This window comes from Chryseobacterium sp. CBSDS_008 (assembly GCF_049959325.1).
In the GTDB taxonomy this organism is placed as follows: Bacteria; Bacteroidota; Bacteroidia; order Flavobacteriales; family Weeksellaceae; genus Chryseobacterium.
In genome coordinates this window covers 2,628,262-2,651,787 of record NZ_CP188202.1, presented here as the reverse complement: position 1 = coordinate 2,651,787, position 23,526 = coordinate 2,628,262, and the positions used below count along the sequence as shown (strand labels likewise).

General features: G+C 33.6%; 23 protein-coding genes, 7 tRNA genes and 1 other RNA gene. 19 read left to right on the top strand and 12 right to left on the bottom strand.

Translation table 11 applies throughout. From position 1 onward, the window contains the following. Positions 1-486: 486 nt before the first annotated feature. Positions 487-1,017, top strand: coding sequence for a helix-turn-helix domain-containing protein (locus ACP3T3_RS11930; RefSeq protein ID WP_426476084.1), 531 nt, complete (start codon positions 487-489; stop codon positions 1,015-1,017). Between the two features lie 406 nt (positions 1,018-1,423). Here the strand turns inward: ACP3T3_RS11930 and ACP3T3_RS11925 are convergent, their stop codons facing one another. Genes ACP3T3_RS11925 through ACP3T3_RS11915 form a run of 3 tightly spaced genes read right to left on the bottom strand, consistent with a single transcriptional unit; the run spans position 1,424 to position 2,031 of the window. After that, complete coding sequence (locus ACP3T3_RS11925; protein ID WP_426476083.1) at positions 1,424-1,555, bottom strand: helix-turn-helix domain-containing protein; 132 nt, start codon at positions 1,553-1,555, stop codon at positions 1,424-1,426. Next, positions 1,548-1,784, bottom strand: coding sequence for a recombinase family protein (locus ACP3T3_RS11920; RefSeq protein ID WP_426476082.1), 237 nt, complete (start codon positions 1,782-1,784; stop codon positions 1,548-1,550). The genes ACP3T3_RS11925 and ACP3T3_RS11920 overlap by 8 nt, the downstream gene beginning before the upstream one ends. Continuing rightward, positions 1,753-2,031, bottom strand: coding sequence for a recombinase family protein (locus tag ACP3T3_RS11915; RefSeq protein ID WP_426476081.1), 279 nt, complete (start codon positions 2,029-2,031; stop codon positions 1,753-1,755). Before ACP3T3_RS11915 ends, ACP3T3_RS11920 begins: the two co-directional genes overlap by 32 nt. 761 nt (positions 2,032-2,792) lie before the next feature. Here ACP3T3_RS11915 and ACP3T3_RS11910 point away from each other — a divergent pair. Then, a complete protein-coding gene (locus ACP3T3_RS11910) occupies positions 2,793-4,061 on the top strand; it encodes an FISUMP domain-containing protein (RefSeq protein ID WP_426476080.1) in 1,269 nt (422 codons plus the stop codon). Between the two features lie 1,057 nt (positions 4,062-5,118). Here ACP3T3_RS11910 and ACP3T3_RS11905 read toward each other — a convergent pair. From ACP3T3_RS11905 to ACP3T3_RS11890, 4 genes are all read right to left on the bottom strand, one after another. Beyond that, entirely contained in the window at positions 5,119-5,361 is a 243-nt protein-coding gene (locus ACP3T3_RS11905; RefSeq protein WP_426476079.1) for a Txe/YoeB family addiction module toxin, read from the bottom strand. Positions 5,362-5,364: 3 nt separating this feature from the next. After that, positions 5,365-5,619 (bottom strand): type II toxin-antitoxin system Phd/YefM family antitoxin, encoded by a 255-nt coding sequence (locus ACP3T3_RS11900; RefSeq protein ID WP_426476078.1) that lies wholly within the window; start codon positions 5,617-5,619, stop codon positions 5,365-5,367. A 305-nt stretch (positions 5,620-5,924) separates the two neighbouring features. Further along, positions 5,925-6,089: a hypothetical protein gene (locus tag ACP3T3_RS11895; protein ID WP_426476077.1), complete on the bottom strand. Its 165-nt coding sequence runs from the start codon at positions 6,087-6,089 to the stop codon at positions 5,925-5,927. Positions 6,090-6,500: 411 nt separating this feature from the next. Continuing rightward, entirely contained in the window at positions 6,501-7,022 is a 522-nt protein-coding gene (locus ACP3T3_RS11890; protein ID WP_426476076.1) for a recombinase family protein, read from the bottom strand. Between the two features lie 643 nt (positions 7,023-7,665). On the opposite strand from ACP3T3_RS11890, the gene ACP3T3_RS11885 reads away from it, so the two are divergent. Together ACP3T3_RS11885 and ACP3T3_RS11880 are read left to right on the top strand one after the other, a co-directional pair. Beyond that, complete coding sequence (locus ACP3T3_RS11885) at positions 7,666-7,917, top strand: AbrB/MazE/SpoVT family DNA-binding domain-containing protein (protein ID WP_426476075.1); 252 nt, start codon at positions 7,666-7,668, stop codon at positions 7,915-7,917. Continuing rightward, positions 7,911-8,228, top strand: coding sequence for a type II toxin-antitoxin system PemK/MazF family toxin (locus ACP3T3_RS11880; RefSeq protein WP_426476074.1), 318 nt, complete (start codon positions 7,911-7,913; stop codon positions 8,226-8,228). The genes ACP3T3_RS11885 and ACP3T3_RS11880 overlap by 7 nt, the downstream gene beginning before the upstream one ends. A 558-nt stretch (positions 8,229-8,786) precedes the next feature. Here the strand turns inward: ACP3T3_RS11880 and ssrA are convergent. Continuing rightward, positions 8,787-9,185: a transfer-messenger RNA gene (gene ssrA, locus ACP3T3_RS11875) on the bottom strand. Positions 9,186-9,445: 260 nt separating this feature from the next. On the opposite strand from ssrA, the gene rpsU reads away from it, so the two are divergent. The 11 genes from rpsU to ACP3T3_RS11820 all read left to right on the top strand — a co-directional run bounded on the left by rpsU (position 9,446) and on the right by ACP3T3_RS11820 (position 13,782). Next, positions 9,446-9,643 carry a 30S ribosomal protein S21 gene (gene rpsU, locus ACP3T3_RS11870; RefSeq protein ID WP_027375518.1) on the top strand — a complete coding sequence of 66 codons (198 nt, stop codon included), beginning with the start codon at positions 9,446-9,448 and terminating at the stop codon, positions 9,641-9,643. Between the two features lie 78 nt (positions 9,644-9,721). Continuing rightward, positions 9,722-10,609, top strand: coding sequence for a tyrosine-type recombinase/integrase (locus tag ACP3T3_RS11865; protein ID WP_426479969.1), 888 nt, complete (start codon positions 9,722-9,724; stop codon positions 10,607-10,609). Then, complete coding sequence (locus ACP3T3_RS11860; protein ID WP_426476073.1) at positions 10,606-10,896, top strand: HPF/RaiA family ribosome-associated protein; 291 nt, start codon at positions 10,606-10,608, stop codon at positions 10,894-10,896. The genes ACP3T3_RS11865 and ACP3T3_RS11860 overlap by 4 nt, the downstream gene beginning before the upstream one ends. 109 nt (positions 10,897-11,005) lie before the next feature. Continuing rightward, a tRNA-Thr gene (locus ACP3T3_RS11855) sits at positions 11,006-11,079 on the top strand. A gap of 19 nt (positions 11,080-11,098) precedes the next feature. After that, positions 11,099-11,179, top strand: a tRNA-Tyr gene (locus ACP3T3_RS11850). 87 nt (positions 11,180-11,266) lie between these two features. Further along, positions 11,267-11,339, top strand: a tRNA-Gly gene (locus ACP3T3_RS11845). 88 nt (positions 11,340-11,427) lie between these two features. Further along, a tRNA-Thr gene (locus ACP3T3_RS11840) sits at positions 11,428-11,501 on the top strand. A 20-nt stretch (positions 11,502-11,521) separates the two neighbouring features. Further along, a tRNA-Tyr gene (locus ACP3T3_RS11835) sits at positions 11,522-11,602 on the top strand. An 85-nt stretch (positions 11,603-11,687) separates the two neighbouring features. Then, positions 11,688-11,760: transfer RNA gene (locus tag ACP3T3_RS11830), tRNA-Gly, on the top strand. 43 nt (positions 11,761-11,803) lie between these two features. Next, positions 11,804-11,875: transfer RNA gene (locus ACP3T3_RS11825), tRNA-Thr, on the top strand. 1,160 nt (positions 11,876-13,035) lie between these two features. Next, on the top strand, positions 13,036-13,782 hold the full coding sequence (locus ACP3T3_RS11820; protein WP_426476072.1) for a hypothetical protein: 747 nt from the start codon (positions 13,036-13,038) through the stop codon (positions 13,780-13,782). Here ACP3T3_RS11820 and ACP3T3_RS11815 read toward each other — a convergent pair. The 4 genes from ACP3T3_RS11815 to ACP3T3_RS11800 all read right to left on the bottom strand — a co-directional run bounded on the left by ACP3T3_RS11815 (position 13,771) and on the right by ACP3T3_RS11800 (position 18,226). After that, entirely contained in the window at positions 13,771-14,967 is a 1,197-nt protein-coding gene (locus ACP3T3_RS11815) for a hypothetical protein (RefSeq protein ID WP_426476071.1), read from the bottom strand. The genes ACP3T3_RS11820 and ACP3T3_RS11815 overlap by 12 nt on opposite strands. Next, positions 14,964-16,820: a prenyltransferase/squalene oxidase repeat-containing protein gene (locus tag ACP3T3_RS11810; RefSeq protein WP_426476070.1), complete on the bottom strand. Its 1,857-nt coding sequence runs from the start codon at positions 16,818-16,820 to the stop codon at positions 14,964-14,966. The genes ACP3T3_RS11815 and ACP3T3_RS11810 overlap by 4 nt, the downstream gene beginning before the upstream one ends. Continuing rightward, positions 16,810-17,970, bottom strand: a complete 1,161-nt coding sequence (locus ACP3T3_RS11805; protein WP_426476069.1) for a hypothetical protein — start codon at positions 17,968-17,970, stop codon at positions 16,810-16,812. The genes ACP3T3_RS11810 and ACP3T3_RS11805 overlap by 11 nt, the downstream gene beginning before the upstream one ends. 82 nt (positions 17,971-18,052) lie before the next feature. After that, complete coding sequence (locus tag ACP3T3_RS11800; protein ID WP_426476068.1) at positions 18,053-18,226, bottom strand: hypothetical protein; 174 nt, start codon at positions 18,224-18,226, stop codon at positions 18,053-18,055. 661 nt (positions 18,227-18,887) lie between these two features. Between ACP3T3_RS11800 and ACP3T3_RS11795 the strand changes: the two genes are divergently transcribed. The 4 genes from ACP3T3_RS11795 to ACP3T3_RS11780 all read left to right on the top strand — a co-directional run bounded on the left by ACP3T3_RS11795 (position 18,888) and on the right by ACP3T3_RS11780 (position 23,480). Continuing rightward, complete coding sequence (locus ACP3T3_RS11795; RefSeq protein ID WP_426476067.1) at positions 18,888-19,568, top strand: response regulator transcription factor; 681 nt, start codon at positions 18,888-18,890, stop codon at positions 19,566-19,568. Continuing rightward, positions 19,569-20,933 (top strand): ATP-binding protein, encoded by a 1,365-nt coding sequence (locus ACP3T3_RS11790; RefSeq protein WP_426476066.1) that lies wholly within the window; start codon positions 19,569-19,571, stop codon positions 20,931-20,933. Positions 20,934-21,148: 215 nt separating this feature from the next. After that, the gene (locus ACP3T3_RS11785; RefSeq protein ID WP_426476065.1) at positions 21,149-22,390 is read left to right on the top strand and encodes a TolC family protein; all 1,242 of its coding nucleotides are present in this window, start codon (positions 21,149-21,151) and stop codon (positions 22,388-22,390) included. A gap of 4 nt (positions 22,391-22,394) precedes the next feature. After that, positions 22,395-23,480, top strand: coding sequence for an efflux RND transporter periplasmic adaptor subunit (locus tag ACP3T3_RS11780; RefSeq protein ID WP_426476064.1), 1,086 nt, complete (start codon positions 22,395-22,397; stop codon positions 23,478-23,480). Positions 23,481-23,526: the final 46 nt, after the last annotated feature.

Sequence of the window (23,526 nt, the reverse complement as noted above, 5' to 3'; positions counted from 1 at the left end):
TAAGGTGCGAGTTTAAGAGAACTGGCTTTAGGAGTTGGCGTATTTTGTAAATCCATGTTGAAACATACCTCACTTTAATGTTAGGTATAGAGCTGATGGTCTTTTTATTGAAAATGGTGGATTAACCTGCCGGTGGTTCCTTAATTGGAATGTTGGATAATTTCGTTCTCATATTAACTATTTTAAATGTTGGTATAGAACGAGTCCATTTTTGGAAAGTTATAAAGAATAGTCCCTTGCCTTCCACTGCCAGATTGGTACGACCAAGCACCTATGACACAGCTTCCAGCAAGGGACTATTCCCCGCAGTTTTGTAAATATACAAAATTGGCGGAGAAGTTAATTCCCTTGTGGTTCCGCGTCTTAAAATTGGTCGTTTTATCTGACGGAACTCGTTTTTATAGAGTATTCTCTATAGTTGAACAAAGATATAACAAATAATCGTAGTAACCAAATATTAAAATACGATTTTAAATAATTTAAATTTTGAACTCAGAAAATCAAAGAATTAGGAATATAATTAAAGATTATCGGCATCATTTTAAGCTAAGCCGTGAAAATATTATTGCATTATCAGGTCTTAATAGAAGTTCTTATACCTCTATTGAATTAGGCACTGGGAATGTAGACTTTGATAAGGTAAGTGCTATTTCAGAAATATACGGCCTTCAAATTTGGGAGTTTATAAATCCTAAGCAAAAAATTCCAACATTAGAAGAATTACCGCTTGCAACTAAAAAATTGGTTATAAATCAGAAAGACAAAGTGATTTATACAAAAAGAAATAATCTGAATTTACCAAAAAAAATAAAGATAATCTTGAATTCTGGTGAGCTCCCTGTGGAGTTTACTGCATCTGATATTTGGAAATTACTTCCAGGACATATCAAAAAAGATATTAAGACTATTAGAGTTACTGATATCATTTCTAGAAAATCTTTTTCCCAAATAGTCTATCCTATAAGAAAAAAAAGAGGGAGGGAAAATTTATTTAAACTTAATTGTTCAACCACATAGTCTACATATTTTTTCTTCTTCACTTTTTACAATGTCCACTAAATTAAGAAATCACATTTATCTGTGTTCCTAAAATAGAAAAGATCTTCATAATACAACAAAAAACCAGAATGAATCCTAAACTATAACTGAAGTTTTAACCGACAGAAAAACTCAATACTGTGAAATAAAAGAACAGCACAATATCAGTTATATTTAGCAATTAAGATATTGATCATGAAGATCAAAACAAAAGCTAAAAGCCGACAAATAATTACATTTGTGAACATTTTATAGAACTATACAAGATGAGTTTTATGCGATTGCTTTCAGAAAAATTTACAGAAGTATAGTAGAACTCCAATTTGATCTTAACAACTGGCTGTTGAACAAATACATTGTCTGATAGCGTTCATTATATTTTTGTTTAGGTGTTGTTTAATAATTTTACAGCAGGTTCTTTAGGAGAACCATCTCCATTGACATACATATACAGTGTTGTCGTAGTAATTCCTAATTTTTTAGCTACATCCTGTGCTACGGAATTTCTGTCAGACATAGCATTTTAAGGCTTGTTCATCCATCTTTCTGGGACGTGTTCCCATTTTCCCCCTGGCTCTTGCTGCTTCCAGTCCCGCTTTGGTTCTTTCAGCAATAAGCTCCCTTTCAAATTCTGCTAAAGATGCAAATATTCCAAAGCATAGTTTACCATTGGGTGTTGTAGTGTCAATCTGTGCTGCGGTTCCGGCAAGCACTTTAATCCCTATTCCTTTTTTTTGAAAGTCCATCAACAAGATTGATCAGATGCTTTAAATCTCTTCCCAGGCGATCCAGTTTCCATACCACCAAAGTATTTCCTGGCTGCAAGGCTTTGAGACATTCTTCAAGTCCGGGCCTGTAATCCTTTCTTCCGGAGGCAAGATATTTATAAATTCTCCCCGGATCTACTCCCGCATTCACTAAAGCATCATGCTGCAGATCCAAGGATTGGCTGCCATCACTTTTTGATACCCTTATATATCCTATATTTATCATAATTCTAACAAGATAAAGATATAAACAAATATAAAACTTTATTTTGTTTTTCTCTGTGGGGGTATCTTGTGTGACTTTAGAAAATAATCAGTGCATTTAATCTTATCAGAAAAACGAACTTTTTTCTTGCTGGGCCTAAAATTCATAAAACTGTACATTTGAAGTGGGAAAAATACAATTTCTCATTTATTAAGAAGGGGGCTCTATATTTTTAGCGCCCCTTTCATGTTTAGACCATTTGAACTAACAGACTACGAAAGAAGCCCAAAACGTAAAGGAGTTCAAAGAAAAGAAATAATTCAGCTTCTCCAATCGGGGCTGGAAACAGCTCCTGAAGTAGCAACACTATTCGATGTCTATCCGGCTACTATTTTATGTCATTACAAACTATTATCACCCTGTCGGCACTTTAAGCAAATCTTCTTTAAGCTGAGAACCGGTAATTTAAATACTATTTTTTGATCCCTGCCTTGCATCCTTATCCTTTAATAGATAGGTATTTTTGCGGTATTTTACCCAAAAGGAGAAACGACCGCAATAGCTATAGTTAAAAAACTACCATCATTTAGTGATAATACGACTAGTAATCAAGGTTTTATTTGTGTTGGAATTGGTAATTTTAATCTCGGAAAAACTCTTAAAGGTTTCTTAAAAGATAGTACAGCATAAAGTTGATAGAACTATAAAATGTATCTAAGATTTACCTTAAGGCCAATTTTTCTGAATATTGATTTAAATATTAATCATTAAATATATGACAAATGAGAAAAATGTATTTATTACCGGTTTTCCTTGGGGCTCTATGTTACGGGCAGGTAGGGATCAACAGTGTAACTCCCGTTTCTACGTTGGATGTAACGAGTAAAACCACGGACGGGAGTACTGCTGAGGGATTAGCACTTCCCAGAGTAACGGGAAACGCTTTAAAGGCTGCTGAAACGGCTGGGGTATATGGTGCTAATCAGAATTCTGTTTTGGTATTTGTTACTGTGGAGCCTGACCCTGCCAACCGTACGGGTCAGGTAGAGGGAATGGATGCTCCCGGCTTTTATTATTTCGATGCTGGGAGTAACCGCTGGGTAAAGATGATTTCCAGTGGCGCTACTACCGCGGCTGTGACCCAGTTATCATGTTCAACACCCATTAATGTGGGATCCTTGGAAGCGGGTGATCCTGCCGCTGGTGTAAGCATCAGTATTCCTTATACCGGAGGGAACGGTGGTTTTTACTCTGGGATGAGCATAGCTTCTGTCGGGGTAACGGGTCTTACCGCTACTCTTTCTTCAGGAACCTTAAACAATGGGAGTGGGAATTTAGTTTTTGATATTTCGGGAACGCCTTCTACTGACGGTACTGCGACATTTGATATTAGTTTTGGAGGGATAAACTGTGGTTTCATTAGAACGGTAGATCCTGCAAGCGGCTTTGCTGATGTGGTTGATGTTATTATTAACGGCCAGACCGTTCAGATGATGACCCGTAACCTGGGTGCTGATACCAGCCTGGATCCTAATATTGTTGTCAAGGGGATTCATGGAAATTATTACCAATGGGGTAAAAGGAATGCGGTAGCTGACGCCAATACCCCTGCCACTGCCCCTGCAGGATGGAGCACTGCTGCTGCTGCTAATGGGGCTTGGAACACGGGTACTGAGGCTGTTCCTAATAAAACAGTCAATGATCCATGTCCTACCGGATTTAGGGTACCTACCCGAAACGAGTGGGTAAGCTTTAATACCAACAGTACGACCTCCAATATGGGGACTTTTGTTGCATCTCCAGGTAGCGCCACCAATTTTACTGTCGCCAAAGTCTTCACTAACAATGGAAGTACACTAACCTTTCCTACAGCAGGCTACCGGAACGCCGCATCGGGAGAACTGAACTACCGAGCTTACAACGGCTTCTATTGGAGCAGTACAGAGAATAGTACGAACGCCTACCACCTGGGCTTCGGTAGTGGTGCCGTTAATCCCGCGAACAATTACTACCGTCCGACCGGATTCTCAGTCCGTTGTATTTCTCAATAGATTTTTACCCATTGTATTTATTTACTATTGAGTTATTTAACAATTTACTATTTAGAATGTATTAAAGGCACAATAGTATAATTTAACATAAATTAATACAATTAACATAATCAATAATGTAATTCTTAATATAATTAACGCAAATAGGATTAATAACATTATAATGTAGTTAATTCATTCAAAAACAAAAAAAAAGATATGAACTACTCCAAGTAATTTTATCATTAGCTTTAAAAGGCTATTAAGGTTTTTTTTGATTCAAGCCTGTGCGGCAAATTACTTTGCCGCACTTTTTAAAAAAACTACACCATGGTAACTAATAACAATAACAATAACAATAACAATAACAATAACAATAACAAAGAGTCTTGAGCCATATGATGGATACGTATACTTTAATACCGTATAATAACTCAGTTAGAAAAGTATGGTCTATGTGCGGTTAAAGAAAGGCCCACTTAGTTAGTATCCATGAGAACCTGTTATGATAAATGAGTGATATATTGTTACAGGGTTTTTGATCCCTCAACAAAGCGCGCGTAAGTAAGAATAAAAAAAAGGAAAGCTAAAAACACAAAGTTTGTATAAAGCAAAGACGGGTAGAATGGCTGTCAAGCATAGGGGAGCATAGGTTCGTTGCTGCTGCCGGGAATTATATTTTTGACGGTACATTATTTAACATTTGACATTTAACATTTAACGTTTTAACATTTGTTTTTTATCTGGCAGGCAGCACGGCGCCCCCAATAAAATAGGATAAAATAATGTAAAAAAAAACTAAAAAAACAAAGTTTCTATAGAGTAAATACTGTTCATGGATTTACGATTATACGGGAGTTCGTTGCTGCTGCCGGGGGTTATATTTTTGGTAGTACAATTTAACATTTTTTTCATTCCTTAGGCAGTAGCGGCGCCCCTCCCCAAAGATGTGCAAGATGTGCTCATTCCGTAAGGAATGGAAAGAAGGACCGGAACGGTCAAAATTTTTTTTTAAAAGGTGTCTTTATGGTAGTTATAGTAATTAAAAATTATTTGTCATAATAATGACCCTTAGCCTTTAAAACACTATTACGTCTTGATCATTGATACTGTATATCAATCTGTCTTTCTTATTGATTCTCCTTGACCAGTAGCCTGAAAGATCACCTTTTAACATTTCGGGTTTTCCTGTTCCCTGTTCCGGATGCTCTATTAGTTCCTCTAAAAATTTTGTAATCTTTCGGAAGCTGACAGGATCAGTTTTTTTAAAGTCTGCTATTTCGGCAGTTGCTTTATCTGAAATTTCTAAATTATAAGCCATAATTTATAATTGCTCTAAAAATTGATGAAGTCCTGCTCTAGATTTAATTTTTGCAGAATGTCCTTTAACAATTTGCTTTTCTGATTCTTTTATTTCAGAAATGAAAGCTTTACTATATCCTGTATCTTTTATTGCCTCTACAGGAACTACATAAAAAGCTTTCCCGTGTCCTCGGCTAACAATGACCCTTTCAGTTTCGGCCAGATCAGCATATTTTTTCATGTTCTTGCGAAATTCTGTATATGTGATTGTTTTCATAATAAAATTTATTTATACAAATGTAGTAAAAAATAAGTACTTGTTTAAGTACTTATTTAATATTTAACACTATTTACTAAATAGTGTTATAGAGATTTAATCTAAAAATTAATGCTTTTGCATCGTATTAAGGGGTCGGCCGTGCGACAGTATACCGATATTTGGAAGCTAGGGGGCAAAAAAGATATATAAATTAATTAACATATTTAAAACGCTGGGTATCTGGTCGCTTGAAATTTCTATTTTACTTTTGGCCCGAATCGGTAGTTGCAACCTATTATAATAGCAAAATTTGGTACTTTTTATTAACACCGGAAGCTTAGTCCTGGGAAAGTGTGCAGCTGATCTATTCCTGAAGATCCGGAACCTACAAGATCCTCACAAACTCCGGAAGCTGAAGAAAGAAATAGTAACCAGGATAACCGGGTTCCGGCTCCGTAATTCCACTCGCCCGGTTGCATCAGGATCAACACCGGAAGTTCTTACGTGGAGAGTATATCATTATAAAAACAATTTTTTCTATTTATTTTTCTCATTTTCACCACTTCATATTCTCATTTTCACCACTCATAAAGTTACGCAAATTCTTTATCCATCGCAATTACAGGCGCACTAAAAAGTTAGTATAAAAGTGTTTAGTTTTTATAAAAGGTATTCGCCTATCGGCTCATCGGCTATTTAAATTTAAAATAAAGGGGAAAAAAAATTAAAAAACCACTCATTCTGTACAAATTACTCTTTAGTTCCAAAAAAAAATAAAAAGTTGTCTCAATTTCAATACCTCTTAATCTCAATTTCACCTCTTAATTTTTTCACTTTTGAAATTGTGTGCCTGGAACATCCTAGCAAGAACTGGATTTTACTATAGCTTTGCCCTAATTCTAAAAGATTCTCAATTTATTATGCAGTTCTACATTCACAGGTCTTCCTTTATATTTTCCCTGATCCTTTGCCTTTAATACTCCATCAGCCTGCCTACGCCTTCTATCTACATAATCTTTTCTTGCAGTAGCTGCTAGGATATCAAGCATCATTGCATTGACTGCTGACAATACCCATCTTTGAAATTCATCATCTATGTTTGCAAAAGAATGACTGGTAGGTAGATCCATAGATATTACTTTTATCCGGTTATCTAATATTATTGATTTTAATTTTCGCCAGTCCTCTTCAGATAATCTGGTTATCCTGTCAATTTGTTCTATCAAAATTGCGTCTCCTGGTTCTGCCGTATCCAGGAGCCTGAAAAGTTCCGGACGCTGAAGCTTTGCCCCGGATTCATTTTCAATAAACCAAGCTGAAATTTTGACCTTCAGGGATTTGGCAAATTCTGATATAGTATCTTTTGCTCTCAGAGCATCCTGTTCTTTGGTAGAGGCTCTTAAATAGGCATACACTCTCATTATTAGTTCATTTTAAGTAGTTTCTTTAATCTGGTGTAATATACATTAAATTTAACCATTAATGCACCATATTAAAAGTAGTTCAATATGGGTATACTTATAATGTAAGATATAAAAAAGAATCCCTAGCACAAAACAAACTAGGGATTCAAAACGCTTCATTTTTAGGAAATGATCAGTAGATTATAATAACGCTTCTACTTTATCTATATCAGTTTCTTGAATTTGATACAGCAAACATGCTAAATGAAACAATGTGTTTGCCTTAAAATCAAATTTAAGTCTATTGATGTATTTTCAACGGAACTAAGAGAATTTTGATATATTTTGCTGCTTAAGCTTTTCCGGAAGATCTTTCATCTGATATCCTTCTCTAAGAAGCTGAATAATAATTTCCACACAAAAGGCTTTCTATTTTTTTCTAAAGGATTATATACTTCCAGAATAAAAGAACAGCGATAGGGAACAATAATAAATAAATAATCCAGTAAAGCCGTTGTGAAATATTTGACAAGAGCAACTTTCTACCGTTATGCTAAAATACTTGACAGTCATACAAATGAGGAAATAAAAAAAATGGCAATTAATAAAAATAAATGATAATAAATTTTGATATGTTATAACAATGTTATAACTTTGAATTATGAAAACAAAAGTTAGAAAAATAGGTAACTCCTTTGGTATTATAATAGGAAGAAAGATCCTTGATCAGGTAGCAGTAGATAAAGAAGTCTCTTTGACTGTTGAGGATTCTAAAATTATAATAGAAGCTGTTAAGAGTAATAATCCCCGGGAACACTGGGAAGAAATGTTACTAAAAGCTAATTCTTTAGAAGATCAAGAGCTTTTAGAAGATTTTGAAAATGAGTTTGATAAATCGGAATGGACATGGTAAAAAGATTTGAAATATATTTTATTGATCTTAATCCTACGATAGGAAGCGAAATAAGTAAGATAAGGCCCTGTGTAATAGTATCACCAAATGAAATGAATACCGCTTTAAATACTGTAATCATTGCCCCTCTTACTTCTACTATAAAAAAATATCCTATGAGGGTTAATTGCAAGGTAGATGGTAAGAATGGACAGATTGCATTAGATCATCTGAGATCTATAGATAAAAGAAGGTTAAAGGCGAAGCTTACAAGCCTTGATAAACCTACACAGGATGAAATTATAGAGACTTTACTCAATATTTTTTCTTAAAAAAAATAATTAAATATCAAAAAAAGATAATAATGGCTTTATCCTCTCAACAGGTAAAAAGAGTAGTAGAAATTATGGAGTACATTAATGATAAAAAGTTACCTTCTTCTACCTAATATTGATACAATCCTTATAGAAAGAGATGAGGATGGAGAATGTCAGAATATATATTAATTATTCAGCCATTTCAAAAGAAGTATTTGATAGATATCAGTCAACATTTGCGACGCAAACCTTTTCTTCTTATGTTACACAAATTGAAAGCGAAGATGGTAAGATATTTCAAATGGGATGGTATGAGTAAGGGGAACTTTAATAATTAATCTCAAAAAACGATGCGACTTAAACACATAGACGAAGTTAAAATTGTCCTTATTGCAGAAGTAGGCAATCTACGAAACGTAATTATTTGCTATTAAATTTCAAAAAACGATTTATTTTTAATATAAATAATGTTAAGTGTCTCAGATGATCCATTAGTAGAATGAAAAGTTTATTAGCACCCGTTTTAGCACCTTAAAATAAAAAACCCTATAAATCAGCGATTTACAGGGTTTTAAGTGGAGTTGGAGGGATTCGAACCCTCGTCCAAACAAGCAATACATAAGATTTCTACATGCTTATTCTACTATTGGTTTTCGACTGGAGGCAGAGAGCAGACACCCAACTTCCAGCTTATCTTCTAAGGTTTTCGAATTTTAGCCGAAGCGTCTAAAATCTTATTCCTGCATTCCTATATCTCAGGATCAAACGCCGCAGAACAGAGCATTTGTGAGATATCTTGCTTCCTTACTATCTTCAGGAAAACGCTTGATCTACTATACTTCGATATTAAGCTGCAAGAGCGAACTCTTCGTTGCCAGTTAAAATTGTGTAGCAAGGGATTATAGAGATCGCGCTACGGTTCTCTGCATGCTTACTTACCCATTGGTCTTGCTGTCGAAACCAGTCAACCCCATGATTAAAGTGAATGCAAAGATAGTGCTTTTTGTTTACATTTCATTAATGCAGGTTCTTTTTGATGAAAATGTGATGTAGCCAATAGATTCGAGTTTTAGATATTTGATGCATGTGGATAAAAATATTATACTGTGTTAAGTGCTTTTAATAATAGGTTTTCAAAGCTAATAAAGATAGGAAAGTGATGGTTTATTGCAATATATTTTGTGTTTTAATAAAAATTGTCTAGTTTTGCAATCCAAAATGAGATGTAAAATATGTTAATAATTCCAGTAAAAGATGGTGAATCCATCGACAGAGCTTTAAAAAAATACAAGAGAAAATTTGATAAAACAGGAACTGTTCGTCAATTAAGATCTAGACAAGCATTTATCAAGCCTTCTGTAACTTTGAGACAAGCCAGACTAAAAGCGGCTTACAAACAAAGAGCGCTTAGCAAAGAAGAGCAGGCTTAAGATTTTTTCTTAACCATATATTAATTCACTTCTTAAATTCTTATATTTGAGGAGTGAATTTTTATTTTTATACCTATGATGCTGGAAAAGTTTTTAGAATACCTGCAATTCGAAAAAAGGTACTCACCTCATACCGTTACAAGCTACAAAAAAGACCTTGAAGACTTTTCCCATTTCTTTCTCCGAACAGAATCTTCCGATAACTTAGCCAAAGCAGACAAGAAAATTATCAGAAATTTCATTGTTGAGCTTAGCGAAAAGGATATTTCCAAAAGAAGTATCAATAGAAAATTATCATCTCTTCGCAGTTTTTATCTTTTTCTTTTAAAAATAGGTGAAATAAAAGTTTCACCCACAGAAGGAGTTTCCTCCCTGAAGTTTTATGCTGAAAAACAGATTCCTATGTCTAAGGAGGAAATGACAGACCTTAATGAAAGGATCTTTGGGCAGGTGCATGATGTGCTTGAGAAATGCATTATGGAAGTGCTTTACCAGACAGGCATGCGTAAAGCAGAACTTTGTGGCCTGATATTTGAGAATGTTGACTTATACGGAAATGAATTAAAAGTAATAGGAAAAGGGAATAAACAAAGGATAATTCCTATTTCCGATGCATTGTCTGAACTCCTTAAAAGTTATCTTGAAGTAAGAAATCCACAGACAGAATTTAAATCCTGGTTTTTTGTAAATAAGAAAGGGAAAAAACTCACCGAAAAATTTGTTTATGTGGTAGTTAATAAGTACCTTAGTCTTGTAACAACGAAAGAAAAAAAAAGTCCTCATATCCTTCGGCATAGCTTTGCTACTCATGTTTTGGATAATGGGGCGGAGATCTCCAAAGTGAAAAAAATATTAGGGCATTCCAGTCTTGCAAGTACTCAAGTCTATACAAATGCTAATATTGAACAATTGAAAAAAGTGTTTAATCAGGCTCATCCTCGAGCATCAAAAAAAGAAGAATTATGAAGATTTCAGTTCAATCAATTGGTTTAACACCACACGAACCACTAGAGTCACACATCGACAAAAAAGTAAGCAAATTAGATACCTTCTATGACAAAATTCAGGAGTGTAAGGTATTTTTAAAAGTGGAAAATAACGCTGATAAAGCTAATAAGACAGCTGAGATTATTTTAGCGGTTCCGGGAGACGATATCGTTGTAAAGAAGACATCCACGAGTTTTGAAGAAAGTCTGGACCTTTGCGTTGATACAGCTAAAAAGCTATTAATCAAGAAAAAAGAATTGGCATAGGAAAAAAAGTTAAAAAAAGTTTATAAAATATTTGAGAATTCAAAAAATCCGTTCTATATTTGCACTCGCAAAAAAGGAACAACGATCTTTTGAATTCTTTTTTATATTTGCCTCCATAGCTCAGTTGGCCAGAGCACGTGATTTGTAATCTCGGGGTCGTGGGTTCGAATCCCTCTGGAGGCTCATAAAATATAAACTTTTTGGGGAGATTCCAGAGTGGCTAAATGGGACTGACTGTAACTCAGTTGCTTCGGCTTCGTAGGTTCGAATCCTGCTCTCCCCACTTTATATTTTTATAAAAAAACTTGCAGGATTAAATTAGTTTTCTTAGTTTTGCACAGCGTTTACCAATAGTTTTGGAAACAAAATTGCGGAAGTAGCTCAGTTGGTAGAGCGTCAGCCTTCCAAGCTGAATGTCGCGGGTTCGACCCCCGTCTTCCGCTCAAAAAATCACACTATAAAAGTGATTTTTTTTAACACTGAAATCTGTAGAGTAGAGTTTCTCGATCCATTTCAGTCTTTTATTAAAATGCCTCCATAGCTCAGTTGGCCAGAGCACGTGATTTGTAATCTCGGGGTCGTGGGTTCGAATCCCTCTGGAGGCTCATTTTAATATAAAATATCTGGGGAGATTCCAGAGTGGCTAAATGGGACTGACTGTAACTCAGTTGCTTCGGCTTCGTAGGTTCGAATCCTGCTCTCCCCACATTTTATATTATAAAAAACTTGCAAAATTAAATAAGTTTTTTTAGTTTTGCACAGCGTTTACCAATAATTTTGGAAACAAAATTGCGGAAGTAGCTCAGTTGGTAGAGCGTCAGCCTTCCAAGCTGAATGTCGCGGGTTCGACCCCCGTCTTCCGCTCAACGAAAAATCACGCTCATTTAGTGTGATTTTTTTAGTTGATGCCGACTTAGCTCAGCGGTAGAGTGCTTCCTTGGTAAGGAAGAGGTCACGGGTTCAAGTCCCGTAGTTGGCTCTCAATTTTCCCGAATTTTCTTCGGGATTTTTTTGTCCCGGTTTTATCAGGCCAGTTTTATAGATATGGCGAATTGAGAATCATTGATACTAAGATTTGACATATTAAAAATATCTTGGAATCAATTTACACGGCAAATTCAATATTCCATAAGAAGTTGCCTGAAGACATTGTTTAATGAACTATTAGAATATGGCTGTGTGGATTTGGATCACTTTCTAAGAGATCAGAAGCTCCGGCAATTAGAGAACTCTTCACAGATCGGAAAAAAGTAATTGTTTTACAGCATCTACATAATAATTTTACTGAGTCTTATAGATATGCAAATATCTTCCATTATTCAGGAGCCTGTACTACGGCATTATTTAGACTTCAGATTGATATCGGAAATCAAGAGTATAAAGTTTTAATAAAGAAAAGAAGAAATTTGAATGGGAAACGAAGATAATTATTTCTGTAGCGGTTTCATATTGGTGCCAAATTTTACTTGAGTGTAAATCAGACGATGGATTATGTTTTCAAAAGGTTTACACCCAGGATCAGCTCAGATTGCTCCAAGCCAGATTGAAAAATGTTGGAGAACGAATGTGAAAATTCGGATAAAATAATAGATCCAATTTCTAAGCAGCTAATATAAGTTACTGAAAATTTTTATTCTGGAAACATTTATTCCCTGATAAAACCTGACCAGCCTCAGAACTCACAGAATGCTCCAATCATTCCGATTAATTTAGCTCAAGGTATGGCAAGTCATTTATCCCCGCAAACGACAAAAGAATATACTATTGGAAAGTCTGACAGGAATAAGGAGTATTTAAAGAAAATTTCAATTAAATAAAATGAAAGCCCAGATTTAGGAGTCTGCATTTAAGATTTCAAAAAATCCAATAGCAACGAGTGGAAATTTTTACAAATGTAGGTATAATTTATTTTACAAACACTTGTAAGTGCTTTTGTCTTATTTAGTAAATATTAGCTTTTCATTAGACAATTTAGAGGTTCTTTATCATCAATAAATCTGTGTAATGCTTCGTAATTGATATTATCCATTATAGAAATTATTCTTTACTTTAAAATTACAGATAGAAAAAGCCTTTGAATTTTTTCAGAGGTTCAAAATGTTTCTTTTTGGCAAACGTTATGCTATATAATAGCTCTATATGAAGTATTTAATTTTTTTTTTCTTTAGCACTTTCATTTATGCTCAAAATACACTCTCTGGAAATGTTTTGTCAGAGAGTGACTTTGTATTACAAAATGTAACAGTTGTCAATGTGAAAACTGGTAATAAAACACTTACTAATAATGATGGGAATTTTAGTATTGAAGCCGATGTAAATGACGAAATACGATTTATAAAAGAAAATTTTGAAAGAGGGTCAAAAGTTGTTCAAAATAGTGATTTTTTTACTCCATTATCTATTCAGCTTGTTCGAGTGCCTACAGAAATAGAAGAGGTAAAAGTGGCCGTAAAGCCTACCGGAAATCTAGGGAAAGATACCAATAGATTAAAAGTTGACCATTCTAAAGATATTCTTCAAAAGGAAATAGGATTGCCACAACCTAAAGGAATTCAAAGGGAGAAAGTTCCAAAAAGTCTACCTTTAGCAATAGCTACTTTAAATATTGATGCCATTTATAAGTTAACCAGTGGAACAGCTCGAAAAATGAAAACTATGTATAAATATGAAGATAAGCAAAGAAATATCAATTGGATAACTGAACATAATGGAGACGAATATTTTACGCAAAGAGGAATTCCAAAAGAAAGAATCAGAGAGTTTGTTGATTTTTCAATAGTAATAGAACCTCTAATACCCCAATATATCAAATCAAATAATTTATCTGCTGTAAATTTTATATTAGAGAAAACCACTTTTATTTATATTGAAAGATCAAAAAAATGATTTTAATAATTTCTTGCCAAACCCAAATAATATTTTTATAGATAAAATATAAAATATTAAAACGGATAAAGATTTAACTAATTCGTTAAAACTCATTGTAAATCCTCCATGATAGGCAGAAGTAATAATATTCAGAACTGTTAAAGGAAAACGAATAATTGAATCTCTGTTTAATATTATCTGATAATAAAAAAATGCTCCAATGAGCATGATATTAAACAGCCCGTAAAATGCAATAAAATAATCTTTTATATCTAAATTTTGTTTTTTCCTTTTAAAAAAAGAGGTAACTGTTAATTTCAAATTATTTATTGAGTGAAAATTGAGATTGGGCTTATTTAGCAAATCAGACAATATCCAATATCCATCTGCTCTTAAAAATGGTAATAGATTATAGAGTGCCTTTCCTGCAATTACCAACGCTAAAATTTCAATAGTTTGATTTTTTGTGAAAAACCCTATAATAGACAATGTAAGACAAAAAATAATTTCAAAATAAACTCCGGCACTATTTACAATTATTCGTTTCCATCTGTTCAATCTCCAAATATCTGTAACATCTGCAAAGAATACAGGTATGAAATAAATAAAAAAACCGAAGCCAATTCCGCCATGTTTAGCTTTAAAATGATGTGAAGCTGTGGCGTGACCCAATTCGTGAAAAATTATTGAAGAGAAAGCCAACATCATAAAATATGGAAATATTTTCCCAATATTTAATTCTCTATAATCATGGTAATTTATGTAAAGATTAAAAGAAAATACAATAACACTTAAAATAAATAGAGGTATATAAACAGATTTTTTAAATAAAAAGCTCAAAAAAGGGACTATTTTGGAAACGAGTTCAGATTTTAGAAAAATAAATCCAAATTTTATATAATTAGGAATCTTGATATTTTCTTTTATTGAATCGCTGTGACCAAAAACACCATACTTATTTAATTGACCAAAAAGAGATTCAATCTGATCTTGTGATAAAGGTATTTTATTGAGTTCTTGGAATTCTCTTTGTATTTCTGATAAGGTTTTGTTACCATCAACCAAACTTAAAAGATCATAATATTTTTCATTAAGTTTTGTGTATTTATTGAGTTGTAAATTATGTAGTAAATATTCATTTTCATTGAATTTTGAGAACTCAATGTCTGATGAGATTGTATATATGTGATTTTCATCGATCATAATAAAGCCTTTAAAACATAAGCTGTGGTAAGAATCTTACTTTTATAAGGTTCAAATGCTTTTGGTTTTATAAAGTTTTCAGCAATCCAACCTCCGTCATTTAGTTGGTTATCAAGTAAGTACTTCTGTGCATTATTTTTTATACCTTCTAATTCGGAAAACTGAAATAGATTTATGCAGAAAACAGCAAATGAGGTTGATAAATTTTTATATTGCTGCTCATCAAAACTTCCATCTTCATTTTGTGCATCAATTAAAAATTGTTTTACTTTTTGTTTTTCTGATTCATATTGGTTGGGGAATTTATTAAGCAATCTTAAACAAACATAAGTGCCGTAAAATCTACCATAATACCATCTGCTCTCCCAATATCCCAGTTCTTTTTGTTCTGAAATAATATAGTTTATAGCATTGTTGATCGTGGATTTGTATTTTTCAGCATCAAATAATGTTAAAGCGTATATAAAGTTAGCCACTACTTCAACATCCGGACCTTTGCCCCATTTGGTAGAATTAAATAAATCCTGTTTTACTTGTTTTTCTGTAAGGTTTTCTTTTGGAATAATCCAAGTTTCTATTCCCCCATTGGCTGTAGTTCTATCAAGTATGGCTGTTTCAATGGCTTTGATACAATACTTATTTATTAATTCTGTATTACCAGTTCTGATAAACTGTTGTATAATTTGTCCCAAATCATCAATATCTGCAGCTATTTCCTGAACAGTAGGAAAATAAGACCAAGCTCCTATACTATCATTATTTTGTCTTTCAACTAAATATTGGTTTTCTTTTTGAAAGAAATCTTTAGCATTAATAGGGAAAGATTGAGTAATATCAAATAAACAATCATTCAGCAAAGCCCTTTGAAAAGTATCGGAAGAATGTATATCCGTATCATTTTCAAAACCTTCAATGCTTCCTAAATACATAATATGTTTTAAGTCTGCATAATTCTGAAGAAAACCAGATTTGATAAAATTTAATCCTTTGGAAAAGACCTTACTATTTAATTTTTCAAAGTCAAAAAATTCATTATCCTTTATAAAGTTTTTTTTGATTTTTGCTCTTTCCTCTATGGTTTTTATATAACTTTGTGTAGCATTTCTATATCCATTAATAGTATGTTTAAAACCATCAATAGTATCACACCATAAACTTTTTTCAGATAATCCTTCAATAGTCTTTTTAGCTTTATCTAAATAGAAAATAGATTCATTTAAAATGTCAACTCCTACACCCTCTATATAAAGTAATTTTTTTAAAATATTGATGTCATTATTATATTTTGTGAAATCTACCAATTTTGACAATTCATAAACGGCTCTATTGAATTGTTTTTTATTAAAATCATCTTCAAAATCAGCAATATCATCATATAGCTGAAAGCCTATTGAAAAATATTTATGAGATTCAAGTAGTAAGTTATAAGTTTTCTCGTTTTTATTTTCTGAAAGAGTATAAAGAGAATCAATGGCTACTTTTCCAAAGGCTGATTTTTTATCAGCTACTTCATTATATTTTTCTATACTCGGGCTTTCCCAAAGTTTTCTTTCTAAAAATATGGCTTCCCGAAATTCTGTTTTTCTTGTTTTCCATAGATCCCAAAACACACAGTCACGATCATAAATATAAGCAAGAGTTTTTATAGCATCTTCTTGTAAAGTTAGGGCTGAGAAAAGTTCTGTTGTATTTTTATCATCAATAATCATATCTAGTCGTAAGGTAGATTGATAAATAGCAAAGCCTGCTGCATCTAGTTCTAGAATAGTTTTATTAGATACTTCTTTATAGTGGTCGCGAAATTGGGATGCGTAATGATTATAAAAGTCGGGAGATTGGTGTTTAAGGCTCATCAATAAATTCTTGTTCTTGTTTTGATAATAAATCTTTAGTGTTTTTTATTTCATTATCAGGTATGTAACTGATAATGTCTTTTTTAGAAACATCTATTTTGTTTTGTAAGTTAGTTTGTGGTAATTCTCTAGCATTAGTAAATACTATTTCACGCATCCTACTAAAGTTTTCAGACTTTTTATTATTAGTTATAATACCTTTCTGTATTAATGTAAGCTTAGAAGGCATATACTTTTCATTTTTCTTATAAAAATCATAGATAGTAATAACAGATTTTGTATTTATGTATATTTTTCCATTGTCTGATTTATACTCCCTTTCAGACTTGCTATAAGTCTGTTCTACTTCCATATAAGTGACCGCACCGGTTTCTTTATCTAAAACGAAATTCCCTCTGAATGTAGTTCCTCTCCTTGCAAGAGTTTCTGTTTCAAAAGAAAACTTTTTCATTATATCGTCTTGATAAACAATTTTTGTTTTAACTGGAATTTTGTTTAAACCGAATTGCAAAATTGCTAATTCTCCGTTTAAAAACATTCTTCCGTTAAACCAAGAAATAGAGCGACGGTTAGTGAACTTTTTGAAATTGATTTCAGAATTATCCACTTTATAATATTTCACTTTATCTAATGCGATCTGTAAATATTCATCTACATTCCCCATAAGTGTCATCCCAACAGCATTTCTTGTTGTGAAAAGATCAATATCGGCAATCAACAAGCTGTTAATTTTATTGTTAATGAATAATTTATCTTTATATTGTGCATTGTACAAATGAGACTTTGTATTGTAAAATTTACTATAGTTTTCATATAAGTTCTTCACTAGAGCATTAAAGTCAAATTTTGTAAGAATAACATCTTCAATTTTGTTATAGGTAGGCTTTAGGGAAATTTCCTGATTTTCTTCTGTAATATTTTTAACAATTTTTTTATCATAAAAAGGTACTTCTATCGAAACCTCGGAACTCCTATCTCTCAAAGGAAGCCTTACTATACCATCTTCATTAGTGTAAAGAATTTCTTGATTGATTGAGGTTTTGGCATTTTTAATTGGAGTTTTCGTTTCTTCATCCAAAATCTTTATTCTCATTTGGGCAGAAGTGTATAAAGACATAAGAAATGCGATAAAGAATGTTGTTTGTTTCATTGACAATTTATTATACATTGTTAGGGCTAAATTTACTTAGAAATAGGCTATTAATTTAAAAGCCTCTAAAAGAGGCTTTTAATTAGAAGATAGTCCAAGTTACAATAGTTACTGAACCGGGCTCAGGGTCATCTACACTTGCATCAACAGCAGCAGTCATTTCAAACCTTTGCTCCAATTCTTCCATTTGGAACTCATGTAAAAGTTCAACTTTTTGTAATTCTTTTTCTTCTTGAGAAAGATTGTCTTTTGTCATAATGTTTATTTTTAATAAATTTTGCATTTCAAATGTATATGAAAATTTCGAATGTGTAAATAGATTGTTGAAAATATAATGAACCCGATAGGTAATAAGTGGTTTTTTATTTAAAATATACTAAATAGTGCGTTTTTTTTGTTATTATTATAAATGAATATTGCCTTAAAATAAAATGTTATTTTTCAATGTTTCCTACTAAAATGAGATTATCAAGCTGTTTCCATCAACTCAGATACAAAATAAAATCCCCGGAAGTGTTCCAGGATCAGTAATATACATTTCATTTTTTTTTAAAGGTGTCAAAGCCGACATTTTTGGTGAAATATTATAGGATTACATAACTGGATTTGTTTTCCCTGTTAAAGCTTTATCACATTCCTCAATAATTTTCGTTACCTCATTCCTTACTAAAGGGAGAAGCTTTAATATTCTTTCTTGTGTAATCTTCCGTTATTGTTTTATTTTTGTTTCATCTTTAGAAGATTACGCACCTGAAAAGTTGTAATTCGTCTCACAGGACGGATGAAATATTTACAAAATCGTTTCCGGATTGATAACCTCAATATTTGTGTCCTCATCGTGTTTAAAAAACTTTTACTTCACCTTTAGAATCACAATCATAAAAATTTTCGTTAAATTCGTGTAAAATAAAATTTTGATGAATATTCTTTTATTAGAAGATGATCTCATTCTGTCTGCGGAACTTTGCAGATTTTTAGAATCGAATAATTTTAGCTGTGATAAGATTTATGATGGGGAAACTTTTCTCCGCCAGATAAAAAATAATACTTATGATCTGTATTTGCTGGATATTAATGTTCCAAAAATAAATGGCCTTGATGTCTGTCAGACGATTCGTTCTTTTGATAAAAATACACCCATCATTATCATTTCTGCCTATGGAGATATCTCTGATAAAAAAGATGCCTTTACCAGACTCGCAGATGATTATTTGGTAAAGCCTTTTCAGTTTGAAGAGCTTCTTTTAAGAATGAACTCCTTGTTGAGAAGAAAAGCACCGTCTGATAATTCGGATCAGGATATTCTCAGAATTGATGATCTTATCATTAATAAGACAGAGCAGAAGGTTTATCGTGGAGGAAATGAAATAACCCTTACGCTAAAAGAATTCCAGCTGCTGGTTTATCTTGCGGAAGCGCAGGGAAGAACGGTTTCCAAACAGCAGATCACAGAACATGTATGGGAGCATAATTTTAATACAAATACCAACACTGTGGAAGTTTATATCAATTTCCTGAGGAAAAAAATTGATAAAGATTTCAAAGTAAAACTGATCCATACCCGCTCAGGTTTCGGATATTACTTAAGTCCATTATAAATGTCTTTAAAAAGAAAGATAGCCTTAACGATCAGTATCGCCTTTTCATTGCTTTTTGGAATGGTGATGGCGGTTATTTATTTATCTTTTAACGACTTCAGAAGGGATGAATTTAAAGAACGGTTCAGGCAAAGGCTTGAATTTACTTCCCATTTCATTTCAAAATCTAAAGACTTTGAAGAAGAAGCTCCGGTTTTCTTCAATGAAAATTCAGACAACATTCTTTTAAATGAAAAGATTTTAATTTTCAACGAAAAGAAAGAACTGATCTACAGCACGATTAAAGACCGTAATGTTACCTGGGACAGCGCCATGCTTAAAGAGTTGGATAGAAAGAAGATCATCTATACAGAAAAGACAGTTCCGGAGATCTATGCTGCGCTTAGAACAATCAATGGAGAGAACTATTATATTCTTACCAGTGCTTTTGATACCAATGGGAAATCGAAGTTGGGATATCTTAAATATCTTTTGATTACAGCTTATGTGATGAGCACTATGCTGATAGGTTTCTTCAGCTATTATTTTGTTGAAAAGTTCCTCCGTCCGCTGGAAGATCTGAACAAAGAAATTTCTGAAGTTACAGCTCATAAACTTACTACACAGATTCCTGTTCAGCAGTCCAATGATGAAGTCAGTGTTCTTGCAAAATCTTTTAATACAATGATTGGGAGGCTGGATGATGTGTTTCAGTCGCAAAAAGACTTTACGGCAAGTGCTTCGCATGAGATCAGAACGCCCATTACCAGAATGGCTTTTCAGTTGGAGAACCTGATTAAATTTGAAGCGCACTCTCCCGAAACTCTGACTTCTCTAAAGCAGATTCAGCGGGATGTTTATCAATTATCGGATCTTACAAATTCTCTGTTGCTGTTGACAAAGTTTGATAAAGAAAATATTCAGAGTATTTATGAGGAGGTAAGAATTGATGAAGTCATTTTTGAAGCTTTCGAAGGAGTAGAAAAGAGTTATCCACAGCTTAAACTGGACTTTCTGATTAATGAGGATAACTCCGAAAATGCTTTTCTGACAATAAAAGGAATACAGTCATTATTAGTGATTGTTTTTATCAATTTGTTTAAAAATGCAGCTGTATATTCTGACAATACAGAAGTACAGGTTTTGATTACCGAAACGAATGACAATCTTTCCGTAGAAGTTATTTCCCACGGGCATACAATTTCTGAAGAAGAGCAGGCCAAACTGTTCGAAGCGTTCACCAGAGGAAATAATGCTCAGAATATTGCCGGATCGGGCTTGGGCCTTAGAATTGTTAAAAGAATCCTGGAATATCACGATGCGGATATTGCGTATTCTTCTCCTGAGGAGTATATCAATACATTCACTTTAATTTTTAAAAAATAATTTTTACAGTAGCTGATCTCAAAATAGTTGCTTTTTTGTTAAACTTAGGGTTAAATTTTTAACTGAAAATTCAACAGTTGGAGAAAAATATATTGTTTTTATTCATTAAACATTCGTTAAAACGTCCTGTCTGAGCTTATTTTAATATTTTTTTAAGCGTCATTTAAGTTTCTTTTAATCGCATCAAAGCAATTTTGTAATTTAAAAAGAAAATAATGAACAGAATTGCAGTGCTGTGCCTCGCCGTTTCCTCACTCATGGCGGCACAACAGCAGATGTCTCTTTTGGAATGCGAAACCGCTTTTCAGAAGAACAACCTCCAGCTGCTCGCCGAACAATACAACATCAATATGGCTGATGCGGATATTCTGCAGGCTAAAATCTGGGAATTACCTCAGTTAAGCGGACAATTCAATGCTTATAACCCTCAGGATAAAAAGATGTTTGATGTAGGTCATTCAAAAGGAGCAGGAATTACACAACTGATCTATATGGGTGGGAAAAAGAAAAACGAAATTGCTTTTGCCAAATCCAATAAAGAACTTGCCCAGCTTCAGTTTTCCCAGCTGCTGGTGGATTTAAGATCCCAGCTTCGTTCTGCTTATTTCAATCTTTACTACGAAAAACTAAAACTGGAAAATACCAACAGACAGTTAGGCTATATGAATGATCTTTTAAATGCCTATCGTGTACAGTCTGCAAAAGGAAACGTTTCCCTTAAAGATGCTGTCAGATTACAAAGTATTGTGATCCAGCTGAATCATGATAAACTGGAGATCAACAAAAATATTCTGGATTTTGAGCAGAGCTTAAAAGTTTTAACAGGTGTTTCGGAAGAAATTGAACCTACAATGTCTGAAACCGAAGCTAAAGAAGCCCTGGCAGCGCAACCTTTCGGTGATGAAGAAGAGCTTAAAAGTAAAGCGCTTGAAAATAATGCTGATTACCGGTATAATCTTAAACTCATTGATAACAGTAAGCTGTATGCCCAGTGGCAAAAATCCTTGAATGTACCGGATGTTACTGTAGGTGCTTCATGGGACCAGGCCGGAGGAACCTTTAACAATGAAGCCAATCTGACTTTTGGTATCCCGCTCCCTCTGTGGAAATCAAACCAGGGAAATGTAGTAAAAGCCAACTATGCTATTCAGCAGAATCAGAAAAATGCCGATTTCCAGAAGCTTACTCTTGAAACCAAAGTTCAATCCGCCTATAAAACCTGGAAAGCTCAGTATGACCAGCTTCAGGATGTGAAAACTACAGACCTCCAGAATATGGAACTCGTCTACAACGGTATGCTGAATAATTTCAGAAAAGGAAATATAAATCTGATTGAATTTACAGACTTCATAGACAGCTACAGAGAAACAGCCCTTCAGATTTATGATATGAAAAATGAGATCATGCAGTCTGCAGAGCAGCTTAACCAACTAGTACAAACGAAAATCTTCTATTAAAATCATGAAAACATATATTATTCCCATATTGATCACCCTTTCGTTAACGGCCTGCTCAAAAAAAGAGGAAGAAAAAAGTCGCCACGCCCAAAAAGGCTTTGAGCTTAGCAACACGATGTTGAGCTCTATCTCCTTAGCAAAAGTTGAAAAAAAGAATATAGAAGATCAATACAGCTTTTACGGAAAAATCTCAGCAGACAAAAACAGTTATATAGATGTGTATCCGCTGGTAGGGGGAAATGTAATGAGTGTGAATGTAGAGCTGGGAGATTATGTGAAGAAAGGACAGGTACTGGCAACCATCAGAAGTACTGAGCTTGCGGAAATTCAAAAAGATGTAAGTGATGCAAAAACAGATCTGATGGTGGCAAAAAATAACCTTCGTGTTGCAAAAGAGCTCTACGAAGGAAAACTAAATACAGAAAGAGATGTGCTGGAAGCTAAAAGCCAGCTGCAAAAAGCCGAAGATCAATTGCAGAGAGCAGCTGCTGTAAGTACGGTTTATAATGTGAAAACCGGCAATATATACAGTGTAGTAGCACCTATAAGTGGTTATATTGTTCAGAAAAGTATCAATAAAGATATGCAGCTCAGAAGTGACAGAAGCGATAATATTTTTGATGTTGCCAATACCACCAATGTATGGGCGATCATGAACGTTAACGAATCTGATATTGATAAAATCAGCCTTGGAATGAAAGCTCAGGTATCTACACTTTCTTATCCGAATAAAGTTTTTGACGGAAAAATTGATAAAATATTCAAAATTATTGATCCGCAGACCAATGCCATGCAGGCAAGGGTAGTATTGGACAATGCCAACGGGCTTTTGATTCCGGACAGTAAAGCCACTATAAAAGTTTCCAGCCTGGAAAGCAATACAACACTGACAGTTCCATCCAAGGCAGTGATTTTTGATGACAATAAAAGCTTTGTGGTGATCTTTAAATCCAGAACAGATGTGAAAATCAGAGAAGTTAAGGTCTTAAAGCAAGTAGGAGATGTCACCTACATTGCCGATGGTCTGAAAGAAGGTGAAGAAGTGATTACCAATAACCAGCTGCTGATCTACCGTTCACTGAACAGCTAGTCTTATTAAACCACTAAGAATGTTTGCATTTTTCTTTAACGGCTTT